The 14,507-nt window shown below is 41.1% G+C and carries 11 protein-coding genes; 4 read left to right on the plus strand and 7 right to left on the minus strand.

Translation table 11 applies throughout. From position 1 onward, the window contains the following. Positions 1-5: 5 nt before the first annotated feature. The 5 genes from pgeF to BWI44_RS10920 form a co-directional block, all read right to left on the minus strand. Entirely contained in the window at positions 6-827 is an 822-nt protein-coding gene (gene pgeF / locus BWI44_RS10900) for a peptidoglycan editing factor PgeF (protein WP_117693886.1), read from the minus strand. Beyond that, a complete protein-coding gene (gene obgE / locus BWI44_RS10905; protein WP_007666710.1) occupies positions 824-1,996 on the minus strand; it encodes a GTPase ObgE in 1,173 nt (390 codons plus the stop codon). The genes pgeF and obgE overlap by 4 nt, the downstream gene beginning before the upstream one ends. A gap of 314 nt (positions 1,997-2,310) precedes the next feature. Further along, entirely contained in the window at positions 2,311-2,883 is a 573-nt protein-coding gene (locus BWI44_RS10910) for an adenylate kinase (protein WP_029427120.1), read from the minus strand. A gap of 53 nt (positions 2,884-2,936) precedes the next feature. Beyond that, positions 2,937-3,473 (minus strand): hypoxanthine phosphoribosyltransferase, encoded by a 537-nt coding sequence (gene hpt, locus BWI44_RS10915; protein WP_022209252.1) that lies wholly within the window; start codon positions 3,471-3,473, stop codon positions 2,937-2,939. A gap of 39 nt (positions 3,474-3,512) precedes the next feature. Continuing rightward, positions 3,513-5,051, minus strand: a complete 1,539-nt coding sequence (locus BWI44_RS10920) for a peptide MFS transporter (RefSeq protein ID WP_138293285.1) — start codon at positions 5,049-5,051, stop codon at positions 3,513-3,515. Positions 5,052-5,322: 271 nt separating this feature from the next. Between BWI44_RS10920 and BWI44_RS10925 the strand changes: the two genes are divergently transcribed. Further along, a complete protein-coding gene (locus BWI44_RS10925; RefSeq protein WP_195209216.1) occupies positions 5,323-6,444 on the plus strand; it encodes a retron St85 family RNA-directed DNA polymerase in 1,122 nt (373 codons plus the stop codon). Here BWI44_RS10925 and BWI44_RS10930 read toward each other — a convergent pair. Next, complete coding sequence (locus tag BWI44_RS10930; RefSeq protein WP_195209217.1) at positions 6,438-7,265, minus strand: SecDF P1 head subdomain-containing protein; 828 nt, start codon at positions 7,263-7,265, stop codon at positions 6,438-6,440. The two genes, BWI44_RS10925 and BWI44_RS10930, sit on opposite strands and share 7 nt — an antisense overlap. 276 nt (positions 7,266-7,541) lie before the next feature. Continuing rightward, on the minus strand, positions 7,542-8,096 hold the full coding sequence (def, locus tag BWI44_RS10935; RefSeq protein ID WP_195209218.1) for a peptide deformylase: 555 nt from the start codon (positions 8,094-8,096) through the stop codon (positions 7,542-7,544). A 288-nt stretch (positions 8,097-8,384) separates the two neighbouring features. On the opposite strand from def, the gene BWI44_RS10940 reads away from it, so the two are divergent. The 3 genes from BWI44_RS10940 to BWI44_RS10950 are packed head-to-tail and all read left to right on the plus strand — an operon-like array spanning position 8,385 to position 14,507. After that, positions 8,385-11,321 carry a TonB-dependent receptor gene (locus BWI44_RS10940; RefSeq protein ID WP_007666692.1) on the plus strand — a complete coding sequence of 979 codons (2,937 nt, stop codon included), beginning with the start codon at positions 8,385-8,387 and terminating at the stop codon, positions 11,319-11,321. Positions 11,322-11,348: 27 nt separating this feature from the next. Further along, positions 11,349-12,620, plus strand: a complete 1,272-nt coding sequence (locus BWI44_RS10945) for a DUF4957 domain-containing protein (RefSeq protein ID WP_286813399.1) — start codon at positions 11,349-11,351, stop codon at positions 12,618-12,620. Between the two features lie 12 nt (positions 12,621-12,632). Further along, complete coding sequence (locus BWI44_RS10950) at positions 12,633-14,507, plus strand: heparinase II/III domain-containing protein (RefSeq protein WP_195209220.1); 1,875 nt, start codon at positions 12,633-12,635, stop codon at positions 14,505-14,507.

Consider the following 14,507-nt stretch of genomic DNA (forward strand, 5'->3'; position numbering starts at 1 on the left):
AAAAGTTATGGTTTTGTGTCTACTATCATAATTCCCGATAGTATACGTCCTGATTTAATCCCCAGCCGTCTTGCCGAGAAAAATTCTTCATGCCTCATATAGGTGCAAATACCTGATGTTTCTATTTGCTCGCCGGGTACACCGAAGTCGAGCAACTGCATCCGGTTTGCAGCCCACAGGTCGATATGATACTTATGTGTTTCCGGTTTCCATTCTGATATATAATCCATTGCAAAACCGTTCATGCGGAAAGCTTCGTACACTTCTTCGCCTACTTCAAAAGAAGGTAAGGATATGCCGGGACCGATACAAGCGATAACATCTTTTCCATCGGTTCCATAGAGCGCCCGCATCCTGTCGAGAGTGTGTCCGGCTATGTAATTCACTGTTCCTCGCCAACCCGCATGGGCGGCGGCTACCACTTGGTTCTTGCGATCATATAGCAGGATAGGAATACAGTCTGCCGTAGAAATGCAAATGCAACAACCTGGTTCTTTGGTGATTAGTGCATCCACTCTTTGCAGCATGGTCGTGCGCTCGTCAGATGTGGCATTGAGATACTTCTCATCAATCACTTCCACCTTTGTACCATGTGTCTGAAACGGAATGACTAATTCTTTAGGCCGTTGAGGCATGGAGTTGCAGAGTAGTTTCTGATTGCGCCGGACAGATTCCGCATCATCCTCCGTGTAAGGTGTACAGTTGAAAGAGGCATAATCTCCTTTGCTGAAACCTCCCCGGCGGGTAGTTGCGAAACAAAAAATGTTGGAGTACGGTGTCATAACCCCGTATCCCAACATTCGTTTATCTTCTGTCAGAGCAATCATTGCTTGTCATCCTCCCAGTCCTCTTCCTCATACTCAAAGTCTTCCAGGTCTTCCACGTCCTCATCGTCTTCCACATATTCATAGCTGAGGTCTTCATCCTCACCCATGTCTTTCAACTCTTGCTGGAGTTTGTTTACATCCTTCGGACGGTGAACGATAGCTTCTATTTTATTGCTATCCTTATTCAATTCTTCCCAAAGAATGTCTTTAAGTACGGAAAGTCCCATACCAGTAATGGAAGAAATGAATACATGCGGAACGTTTGCAGGGAGTGTAGGCTCTATTTCGTCCATCAATTCCTGATCGAGCATATCGCTCTTGGTGATGGCAAGTACCCGTTGTTTGTCCAGCATTTCAGGATTGAAAGTGCTCAACTCATTCAACAGGATTTCATATTCTTTCCGGATATCGTCGCTATCGGCAGGCACCATGAAGAGCAACAGAGAGTTACGCTCGATGTGCCGCAGAAAACGTAATCCCAACCCTTTTCCGGCACTGGCTCCTTCAATGATACCGGGAATGTCCGCCATGACAAACGACTTGCTGTCACGGTAAGAAACAATACCTAGGTTGGGTTCCAATGTGGTGAAAGGATAGTTGGCTATTTTGGGCTTAGCGGCAGATACGGAAGCAAGCAAGGTTGATTTTCCGGCATTCGGGAAGCCTACCAGACCTACGTCTGCCAGAAGTTTCAGCTCCATGATTACTGTCATTTCCTGCATTGGTTCACCTGGTTGCGCAAAGCGAGGTGCCTGACGGGTGGCTGTCTTAAAGTGCCAGTTACCCAGTCCACCGCGTCCGCCTTTCAGCAGAACTACTTCTTGTCCATGCTCGGTAACGTCACAGATATATTCACCTGTTTCGGCATTGTATACCACTGTGCCACAAGGAACTTCAATAATCTTATCTTCTCCATCCTTACCAAAACTGCGGTTCTTGGAACCGGATTCTCCATGTCCGGCCAGTGCATGGCGGTCGTAACGCAAATGCAACAGCGTCCAGTAGTTACGGTTACCGCGCAGGATGATGTGACCTCCTCGTCCTCCGTCACCTCCGTCGGGACCGCCATTGGGTATGTATTTCTCACGCCTCATGTGCGTAGAGCCTCGTCCGCCCTTTCCGGAGCGGCAATATATCTTTACGTAGTCAACAAAGTTCGATTCAGCCATTTCTTTCCTTACGATTGATTTTTAAATACTTATTTTCTTTTTCGATGCAAAAGTAACGATTCTCTAGGACTACCTCAAACTTTTTTATTCCTTTTTGCTTGCTAACTCTAGTTTCGGCTAAACTCTGTCAGGCTGAAAGTCTTTGGTTATATGATAGGGAAAGTTGAACGTAAGATTCTTTATGGAAGAATCAACTATCTCACTGCGTGTCTGTTTCACTTTCTATACAACTCAGGCTATGCAAAAGAACAACAAAGCGCGGTAATATCATTTTCATGAGTATTACCTCGCTTTTAAATTATGATTGTGCTACTTTACTTTGCAGCGTCAATTGCAGCGCAAACATCAGCAAAGATTTCTTCCAATGCACCTTGTCCTTTGATGTGTTGGTATTGTCCTTCCTGCTTGTACCAGTCAATCAGCGGAGAAGTCTGTGAATGATAAACATGAAGGCGTTTCTTGATAGTCTCTTCGTTGTCATCGGCACGACCGGAATCCTTACCACGTTTGATGAGGCGGACCATCAGTTCGTCTTCAGGTACATCCAAGTCAAGCATAACGCTTACTCCCTGATTTCTTTCAGCAAGCATTTTCTTCAGAGCTTCTGCCTGTGCAATCGTACGGGGGAAACCGTCGAAGATTACACCTTTGCTGTCTTCAAAGCTGTCAAATACACTTGCAAGGATATCAATCATCAGTTCGTCAGGAATCAACTGGCCTTGATCGATATAACTTTTAGCTGTTTTGCCCAGTTCTGTGCCGTTTTTGATTTCTGCACGCAACACGTCACCGGTTGAGATGTGATTAATACCGTACTTTTCTACGATTTTCTCACTTTGTGTTCCCTTTCCTGAACCGGGAGCACCGAAAATTACAATGTTCAACATTTGTGATTTACAATTTAACTGTTACTTATATATACCTAATTCAAATTCCTTTTTTAATCCACTACTGTGTAAATATCCGCATAATTGCGTCCGAAACCGTCATAATCCAATCCGTAACCTACAATGAAGTCATTGGGGATTTCCATAGCTACGTATTCGATATTCAAATCCACTTTCAGCTTATCGGGTTTCACCAGTAACGAAGCGATGTGGATTTCTTTTGGGTTACGTGTACCCAGCGTGTCCAACAGACGTTGCATAGTCAGACCAGTATCTACAATATCTTCCACAATCACTACCGTGCGATCTGTCAGATCTTCGGTAATACCGATCACTTCCTTGATAACTCCGGTAGAGGACACCCCCTGATAAGAAGCCAGTTTCACGAAAGAAATCTCGCAGGGAATAGTAATGTTTTTCATTAGATCAGCAGTAAACATAAACGAGCCGTTCAGGACGCTGAGAAACAGAGGATTTTTACCAGCCAGATCGCGATTGATTTCATTTGCAACGCGGGTTACTTCTTTCAGAATGTCCTGTTCCTTGATGGAAACAGTGAACTTTTTGTCTTTTATTTGTATGGTGTCCATAAGGGATAGATTTTTAAAATTGGCACAAAAATACGATTTTTATTCCACTCCATGCATCATCTTCTGTAATTTCTTTGAAAGCAGGAAGAGGATAAGAGAGGCTACACCGGACATGATAACGAATACCATAAAGAAGTCGAACATGGTTTCAATGCGGAATCCGAGCAGGGTTTTCACCTTACCGTCTTCGGGATAAAGACCTCCTAAAGTACCTGCGAATTTATTGGCTGTAGAGGTGGAAAGATACCAGATTCCCATCATGAGAGAGGCAAAACGGACAGGGGTGAGTTTGTTTACCATGGATAAGCCGATAGGAGAGAGGGCTATTTCTCCCATAGTATGGATGAAATAAAGTCCGGTTAGCCAGATAAGGCTGACTTTTACACCTGGCTGTACATCTTTCACACCGAAACAAATGACTAAATATCCCAGTGAGAGCAGCAGCAAACCGATAGCTTGTTTGGTGGGGGAAGCCGGCTCCATGCCTCGTTTGTTCAGCGCACCCCATACACTGGGCATAATGGCTGCCAGTATAACTACGAAGAAGGGATTGAAAGATTGTATCCAAGAGGCAGGCATTTCCCAACCGAAGATTGTACGGTCGGTTTGCTCGGCAGCAAAAAGGGTGAGTGAAGCACCTGCTTGTTCGTAGGCTGCCCAGAAGAATATAACGAAGAAAGCGATAATGTAAATAACGAAGATACGGTCACGCTCTATCTTTGTCAGAGAACCATCCAGCAGAATGCTGACGGGGAAGATGATACAGGCTGTGAATATCCCTATACTGACCCAATCGTTGCCGAAACACCAGTAGAAGAATAGGGCAAGGGCAATGGTCAGTGCTCCGAGAAGCAAATTGTTGCGCATCTTCTTATCTTTATCTATGGCTGTTTGCTGAACTGTTTTATGTTCTTTCGGTTGCTCCCGTTTGGCGTCTGGAATAATACCGAGTGGCTTTCCGTCAGGACCGATCAGATACTTGCTCTTTTGCGTTTCAAACAGAATTACTGTGAATACTGTAACGATTGCTGCAATCAGGAATCCCCATTTGAAATCATTAGGATCACCTGTCTCACCGAAGTAACCGCAAACCAGCGGGGCAAAGAAAGAACCCACATTTACACCCATATAAAATATAGTATAAGCAGAGTCCAGGCGTCTGTCTCCCGGTTCATAAAGTTGTCCGACCAATGACGAAACTGTAGGCTTAAAGCATCCGTTGCCTAAAATCAAAAAAGTGAGTCCCCCATACATCAACCAATGGGAAAGCTCTTTAGTATCCAGCATCGACGCACTGAAGAACATCAGGAACTGGCCTACTGCCATCATCATAGCACCCCAGAAAACGGAACGCCGGATGCCCCAGTATTTATCAGCAATATATCCGCCGATGAGCGGAGTAAGATAAACCAGTCCGGTATAACTGCCATAAATAGAGGCGGCATGTTCCTTATCGAACAAGAGTGCCTGGGTTAGAAACAGAATGAAAATAGCACGCATACCGTAGTAGCTGAAACGTTCTGCCGTGCTGGTAGCAAAGACGAGGTAAAGACCTTTGGGGTGTTTGGATGTACTCATTATAGTATAGATATTTTCTTTATGGGAGGCAAAGTTATAGAATCTGATGAAAAAAACGTTTCTGTATTCAAATAAATTGTCTCTCCTTTGTGCTGTAAGTGGAAAAAATATATTTTTGCATACGAAGAGGATGAGAAAAAGATTTAGCAGAAAAGAGGTGCAGTCGCCTCGTAAGCTCAAGAGCTTTCTTAGAATGTAAATACTCTGGTATAAATACCACGATTTACATTAGTAAATACTCATCCTCTTCCTTTTTTATCAGCTATGTAAAATGAATGGAATTCTAATAGCGGTACTGATTGTCACTGGCTTGTTGATTTACAAAATTATCTCTTCGAGTCGTAAACAGGAAGGATACAAAAGGTGGAAAGCCGGAAACCGCAGTAATACGGAAGATATTACCGATACAGAAGCTACCCGTAAAGGATGGTTCAGCCGGTACTTTGGTGCTTCTGCTCCGATAACCATTCCGTGGTTCGACGAGGAGGCGGTGGCGAAGTGTGCCAATCTGTTGGGAGTGAAAGAAGAGGTTCTGAAGGAGATATTGAAAGATATTTCCGGGCATTACCGGGAATTCTGGATTGGTAAACGAAAAGGAGGCTATCGTATGATTTCAGCACCGGACAAAGAGTTGAAAGCCATTCAGGACACTATCAATCATCGTGTTCTGTCCTTTGTGAATATTCATCCCGCAGCTACCGGTTTTCGGTGCAAGATGTCCATTTCCGATAATGTCCGGCCACACCTGGGCAAGCCCTATGTACTGAAAACTGATATTCATGATTTCTTTGGCTCTGTACGCAGTCCGCGGATACGGAAAATGTTTGAGGACATGGGATATCCGCCCAAGATTGCAAGAGTGCTTGCGGCTTTATGTTGTGTACACAGATGTTTGCCTCAGGGAGCATCTACCAGTCCGGCACTGAGTAATATCATCTCTTATGAGATGGATAAAAAACTGGCGGCACTGGCTACTGAATATAATCTGGTTTATACCCGCTACGCGGATGATCTCACCTTTTCAGGAGATGTCTTTCCGGCGCAACAGATATTGCCTCTGATTAAACAGATCATTCGGGAGGAAAAGTTTGAAATCAATCATAAGAAAACCCGTTTCCTGAGTGGGCATAAGAGAAAGATTATCACAGGCGTTTCCATCAGTTCCGGTGTGAAGCTGACCATTCCTAAAGCAAAGAAAAGGGAGATACGCAAGAATGTCCATTTCATTCTTACGAAAGGGCTTGCGGAGCATCAACGCCGGATAGGTTCTCATGATCCTGCTTACCTGAAGCGTCTGATCGGGACTCTTTGCTATTGGCGGTCAATAGAACCGGATAATGTGTATGTGTCCGATTCTATCGCAGCCTTGAAGCGCTTAGAGAGAAGTTATTGATTGTTGCGTTTCTGAGTTGTCGGTTCTATATCGTAGTATCCCTCTTCTGTTTTTATAATCTTGGATTTTCCCTCTTTTACCCATTTGTTCCAATTGTCGAATAGTCCGGTGATATACTGGAACAGGTCTTCCGCAATATTGATTTCCGCACCCGATTTCAGGTTCAATACTAATTGGTCGTTTTCAACGGAAAGGAATTTCTTGGCTCTGTCTACTGCAATTAAATAAACCGTTTGATTGTATGCACGGTCTTCGTTCAATCCCGTGTGGTAGTTGTAGGGACCGATTGCATCGTCAGACATTGGGCGCTTGGTTTCCAAAAAAGTGGTGTCGGTGATGGAAGCCCGTAACTTGCGGGCCTCTTCCCATGCTTTCTTATGCTCCGCGGCAATCTCTTCGTTTTTGATGTCCTCTTGAATTTGCCTGTACATGGCTTTGAACTCAGGCCCTTCACCTGAAATCGCAAAATTACCGCTTTCGATGCGAGCGTTCACCAAAGGATTACATACTACCTTGTTGTTGCATACAAAACCGATATGCTTGCCTATCGACTGTTCGGTAGCGTCTGCCCATATCTTAATGGACTGGTCGTTCACTCTACCCACAATCTGATAGGCCATTTTACCTGTTCGCTCACTCATAAAAGAGTCAAGCCTTATAGAAACAAAATCTTTGGTTGTAACGATGGGCTCTACCGAAAGGCTGTCTTGTGCGCCGCTTGTGATGTAGTACCAGCCGTTGGGGCGGTATGGTTCAAAACTCCTTCCCAATGAAGTTAACGTTAAAGACGTAATTACTAATAAAACAGTGAACGTTTTCATGGTCTGACTTTTTATATGTAGTTATTCAATCTTTATTTTAGTCCGACAACTACCTCATGGATTGATGAATGAGTCGGAATATCCGGTATCAAACATAAGATGCTCATTGTCATCTTCTAAATAATAGCTTAGAGCTGGTTCACCTAAATAATAATCATCTATATAGTTGTTGTACCTCTTTTGCAAAGATAACAACTAATCAACGTAATAACTATATAGACAGGGCAAAATAAACTTGTTTATCAGGCATTTTTTTATTGTGATACAGAAATGCTGTTACTTTTTTCTGTTTCCCTTAATAATCCGCATTAACTTATTCTTTATGAGTTGTTTTCTCAACGGAGACAAGCGATCGATGTACAATTTTCCTTGTGTGTGCTCAAATTCATGCTGAATGATTCGTGCGGTATAGCCGTAGTAAGTCCTGTTTTGCTCTTTGAACTCATTATCCTGATACCTGATTGTCACCGACCAGGGGCGTGTAACTTCTTCGTAAAGGTCGGGAATACTCAGGCAACCTTCCCCTGCAGTCCATACTTTCTCGCTATAAGCTATTATTTTTGCATTGATGAATGTTTCCTCTATTCCGCAATCCTCTTCCACAAAGAAGTGTTCTCTTTCCTTAGCGGACATATAGGTATCTCTGCTGTTTACTATGAACAGCTTGATGGGAAGATTGATTTGTGGTGCGGCTAATCCGCATCCGTCCGCATCTCTCAGCGTCTGCCACATGGTTTCTATAACTTCCTGGATATTGGGATAATTCTGTTCTATGTCTTCACATTCTTTTCTTAATACGGAGTTGCCGTAGACGGTTATCGGTTTAATCATATTCTTTTTTGTGGCAAAGGTAGGTTATATCTACCATTGTTCATCATAAATTTAGACGTATTTTCTATGTGTATACATAAGTTCTTTGCTGCGAAATTATATATATGCAAAAGGTGTTTTGAAAGCTTTAAGATGTACTCTTGACCAGATATTCTACATTTTCTGACCAGTTTATAGTCGTTTTTGCCAATAAAAGTACAGAAATAGATATATATTGCTTTTATTTTCAACATCTCTCAATTAATTAACCATTAAATTTGCAATATAACCATTAAATTTTATACGCTTATGAAGACAAGATTGCTTATCTTATTATTATTCCTATATGTAGGAGGAAATCTAGTAGCTCAAAATGCTACAATTACGGGTGTTGTCACAGATAGTGAGACTAAGGACTTCTTAATTGGCGCAACTGTCATGCTAAAAGGTTCGAATAAGGGAACAATAACAGATGCCAATGGGCAGTATACCTTATTTATACCTAAAGGCAAGCAGACAATCCAATTCTCTTTCATTGGATATCAGACGCAAGATTTTGATGTAGATCTTAAATCTAATGAAGTGAAGACACTGAACCTCGTTATGCGTCCGGATAATCATATGTTGAAAGAAGTCGTGATCAGCGCTCAAGCCAAAGGGCAGACAGCAGCGATTAAAAGTCAGTTAAATGCAACTGGTATTATGAATGCTGTATCTGAAGAAAAGTTGCATGAACTTCCGGATGTAAATGTTGCTGATGCTATTGGCCGTCTTCCTGGTTTAATGATCCAGCGTGATGGAGGAGAGGGCCAAAAAATCATCATACGTGGTTTGGATCCTAAGTATAACTCGGTAGCTATTAACGGTATGAATGCGCCATCAACAAGTAGCACCGATCGGAGTACTGACTTGAATATGATTTCACCGGACATGATTGCTGGGGCTGAAGTATTGAAAGCCAGTACGGCCGACAAGGATGCCGATGGATTGGGAGGAACAGTAAACCTAATAATGAAAGATGCCCCGAGAGACTTCAAACTTAATGTAACCGGAGAAACAGGTTACCATTCACAAATTAATGGAATGGGGCGGTATAAAGGTGGTATCATGGCGAGCAATCGATTTTTTAGTGAAAGATTAGGTGTCATATTTACCGCAAGCGCTGACCAGACAGACCGGAGCAATGATACATTTAATGCAGCTTATAAAGTAAATGGTAATACGCCTACTCCTGGGTTTGATTACACGAAACCATGGATTACAGGGGTTAGTCTGGAATCAAATTTAGAAAAGCGTCAACGTTTTAACGTAAACCTGAATATGGATTTCGACTTGGGAAAAGGGTCTAAACTCAAAATGTCTAATCTCTTTAGTAGAATGAACAGAGATCGTGATATTCGTCAAAAACGTTATGATTTAGAAGGAACCCGATTGAGATTTCAACAAACTGACCGTAATTCACATAATACCAATATTACCAATATGTTGCAAGGCGAGTTCAATGTTTTGGGAGCAACCTTGAATCTCGGAGTGGGACGTAGTAGTTCGCGCACAAGAACCCCATACGATCACCAAATGCAATTCCGGCTGAATGCCCCCTTTACAGCTGATATCGATGCATTATCTTATCAACCTCCCTATTTGATAGCTAATTCTAAATTCGTCAAAGAAGATGATCTTACACAGTACTATCTGTATGAAGCTATTTTTAATACAGAGTTTGCCAAAGAAACAGAATACAGTGCATGGCTAGATTTAAAGAAACCTTTTAGTTTCGGCGAAAAGGTCAATGGATACATTAAAATCGGTGGAAAGTTCCGTCAAAAAGAGAGAAGCCTTGAAACTGCTCGTAGGTATAGACGTATGGATTTGTCTGAAGGAGCTGATCCGGTATTCGAGAATATGCCTGATTTAACTCCATCATCTTTCAAAAATTCCTATATAGGTATCACTGATTTCTTAGATTCTGATTATAAGCCTCACGATTTTTTAAACAATAAGTATAAGGACTTATGCATTAATTTTGCACTAGATCATAATGCCATGAGAAACTTTTATAATATAAACCAAGATATATATGGCAAGATCCTTACTACAAAAATTCTGAAAGACTATGATGGGAATGAGAATCTTTGGGCAGGATATATTATGGGTGAAATAAATTTTGGCAAGTACGTTACATTTATACCAGGCGTACGCTATGATTTTTCTCACCTGAAGTACAATGCATACAGTGGCTCTAATGTTCCTGACAATGAAGAAAAAGAACATGAGTTTGAATATGAAAAGAGTAGTGATTCCGACAAATATGGATATTGGCTACCACAAATCCATTTGCGTGTAAAGCCAACAAACTGGATGGACATCAGGCTGGCATACACTGAAACACTGTCAAGACCTGATTATAATCTGCTTGCTCCACGAACAATCATAAAACCGAATGTGAATGAAGTAACATGGAGTCGTACTAATTTGAAGCCTGCTTTATCTCGAAATTATGATGTTATATTGACGTTCTATCAACCGGATTATGGACTGTTTACTATTAGTGGATTTTATAAGGATATTAAAAACTTTACTTATACTCGCTCTGCCTATATGTTGAATGGTACAGTGACGGATCCTGCTAATTTTGACTTACCTATGAGTTTGTCAGGTGGTAGCATTACCTATCCTTTAAATAGTCCATATAATGCAACGTTGAAGGGGTTGGAATTTGATTTGCAACTGCAGTTCCGCAAAATGAGGAACTTCATGAAAGGTGTGGTATTCAGTGCTAATCTTACTCTTATGGACTCTAAAATGAACTACTTTGAAACATTGAAGTCAAGAATTAAAAATCCGGATTTTACTCCCGGAGGTACTGAGAAGCCATTCCTTCCGACCAACTCTGACATTATATATACAGACCGGTTGTTAAAGCAACCTTCCCTACTATTCAACGTTTCTTTGGGATATGATTACAAGAAATTCTCAGGCAGAATATCTTGCAACTATCAAGACGGAGTATTGATTGCAGAACAGCACCGCCAAGATGCAGCTGATGTGGAATCTACGCGTCCATTCGTGAAATGGGATATGCAGTTGAAATATAGTTTGACCAGACAATTCTCTCTGTATGCTACTTTGTCCAACTTTACACAATCTTCCGATCGTAAACGTCGTGATATAACGAACTATCCGTCCAGAGTTGAATACTATGGTTCGGCTGCATACATCGGCTTTAAATATGATATCTTTAAATAAACATTATTCCACTAAAACACTAAAGTTATGAAACTATATAAAATATATTCTAGAGCTATAGGATTACTTTTCGCATTGTCACTCTTGTGTGTGGGCTGCGAGAATGAAGATATACTCAATATTAATGATTTGGAAATCTCTCCAAGTAATCCTGAGAGTGTAGTTATTGTAGAACCGGACGATGGTATTACGTCGGTCAACGCTTTAACCAAAGCTATTAATGAAAATGGAGATGCAACATATATATTGCGTCGTGATGGAGTTTACTATATGGAAGGCAAGAATGTCTTCAAACATAATGTTGTAATTAAGGCCGAAAATGGTTCTGGCAAAATGCCTATCATACAACCTATTTGTGACGCGCAAGGAGCCTTAAATGCTGATATGATCCGTTTGGAAGGTAGCGCCACTTTTGAGAATATCTATATCGTAGGTAAAGATGCGGCAACTGGTAATCTCATGCAGCGTTTATTTCGTATTGACGAATCAAATGTGAGGCTGAAATTTGACAATTGTTTTATTGACCATTGCAGGAACTTCTGTATTCGTACTGACAATGTCAATAATAAAATTTATCTGAATAACTCTACCATTCGTAATTTAGCTCTCACAAGTGATCCAGCCAATGGCAGATTGATAGATTCACGTGGAAACGAGCAAGATAGTATTGTCATCAATAATTGCTATGTTTATAATAACACTGCCCATATTGTACGATTTGATAATGTAGTCACAAACTATTTTGGAATTAAGCACAGTACATTCTATAATGTTGGGCACCATATACAAATAAACTATGCTATCAAAGTTGAAATTGAGAACAATATTTCTGCTAATGTAGGGTGGAAATCAAGTGCCGCGAGTGATGTGTTTTGGCAAATTTCAATACCAAAGAAAGATGAACGTGCTCAGGATATTAGTATGAGTGTTTGCAATAACAACTTATTTTTCTCTGAGGAATTTGAAAGACTGTTTGCCAAATACCCGCAGAATTTGAAGCGTACTACACTCTCTGACGATGGCTATCAACTGATAGAGGAAGGCAAACTGACTTTTAAAGATAATTTCTCGGAAGTACTGACTTTTGATTATCCGCCTGTTTTGCCAATGGAATATATTGACAAGTTTTTTGAGAATATGGGAAGTAATATGTCCAAATGGGCAGATCTTCCATTTTATGTTGACGAAGACGGAGTAGAAGGTATTGAAGTAGGAAAGACATTCACATTTCATTATTCAACCTCTTCCAAATCAGCAACAGCTTCCACAACCCAAGGACCTATTGGAGCATCGTTTTAAAACTAAAAGAAAATGAAGAATATACTATTTATATTTTTAGCAGTGTTATACTCTGCTTGCATATCGGCTCAAGAAGGAGATAGTAAGAAGGTTAAAGACAGGGTCCATCCCTATCTGATAATGACAACAGAAGATGAATCTGTCATCCGTTCTGCTATACAAACAGATGGAGTGTGGAAGGAATATCATGCCATCATGATAGAAGAGGCCGATAATATTCTTGGCAAGCCTAATTGCCAAAGAGTTATTCTTGGCAGAAGATTGCTTGAAGTGTCGCGTGAATGTTTGCGCAGGACGTTACTTTTAGGATATGCCTACAGAATGACTGGTGAAGTGAAATATGCCAAACGGGCAGAAAGTGAATTAGATAATGCCGCAGACTTTGTTGATTGGAATCCATCTCACTTTCTGGATGTAGCTGAAATGACTACAGCTATGGCTATCGGATATGACTGGCTTTACAATTTTATCAGTGATCAGACTAAGCTTAAAATAGAGAAAGCTATAGAAACCAAAGGTTTGAATCCATCATTAGACAGCCAATATAATAGCTGGCTCTATCGAAATAATAATTGGAATCAGGTATGTAATGGGGGAATAACACTTGGTGCCTTGGCTATTTATGATAAAATTCCAACCCTTGCTGATGAGTTGATTAACCGAGCTGTTCAGTCTGTTAAACTACCTATGTCCGTGTATGCACCTGATGGTGCGTATGCCGAAGGCTATTCCTATTGGGGATATGGGACGACTTACAATCTCCTCTTAATTGATGCTTTGGAAAATGTTATGGGAACTGATTATAATCTTTCTCAGGAACCAGGTTTCTTGAATACTGGAAAGTTTATCCAGAACATGTTACTTTCTGATGGCAAATCCTTCAACTATGGAGATTGTTCTTCATCTGGTCGCGTAAGTCCTGCTATGTTTTGGTTTGCTAATAGGACTGTCGATAAAGATATTCTTTGGAGTGAGAAATACCAGTTTAGCCTGTCTTCTAAAAAGAGTATTAGGTCCTATCGATATGCTGTACTGGCTCTGATATGGGGCGCTTCTACTTCTATGGATAATCTGCCTAAACCTACTCAAAGAATGTGGGTATCGAGTAAAACAACCACTCCTGTTGCCCTTATGCGGACTATTTGGGATTATCAACAGGGATTATCCATTGCGCTCAAAGGAGGGACAGCACAATCAGGACACACACATTTGGATGCCGGTTCTTTTATCTTTATCAGTAAGGATACTCGCTGGAGTACGGATTTAGGTCCTCAGGATTACAACTCATTAGAATCCAAAGGCATTGATTTGTGGAATAAGAGTCAGGAATCTGATCGTTGGAAAGTGTTTAGATACAATAACCTGGCTCATAATACACTTTCTTTTGACAATAAATATCAAAATGTGAATGGTTATGCAACGATTACAGACTTTTCGGATAATGAAAACTACATGTATGCTATTGCAGACCTTACCAAGATATACGAAGGTCAAGCAAAGGAAGTAAAAAGAGGAGTAGCTATCGTTGATTCTCACTATGCCGTTGTTAGGGATGAAGTAAAGACATTGGGACAGCCCACTGTTATTCGCTGGAATATGGTGACGGAAGCTCAACCTGCTATTATAGGAGAACATACAATACAGCTATCCCAGAATGGAGAAAAACTGTTATTGGAGGTGGAATCTCCGGCAAAGGTCAGAATGAAAACTTGGAGTGCGACATCACCCAACAGTTGGGATGCCAAAAATCCGGGTGTGACATTCGTTGGGTTTGAAGCTGAACTGCGGCCCAATACAACAGAAGTATTGCAAGTTAAACTCATACCGGAAGGGAATTTCGATTCCAACAAAGAAATAATGCCGTTAACGGATTGGAAAAATAACTAA

The organism is Bacteroides sp. Phil13 (assembly GCF_001940965.1).
GTDB classification, from domain to species: domain Bacteria; phylum Bacteroidota; class Bacteroidia; order Bacteroidales; family Bacteroidaceae; genus Bacteroides; species Bacteroides intestinalis.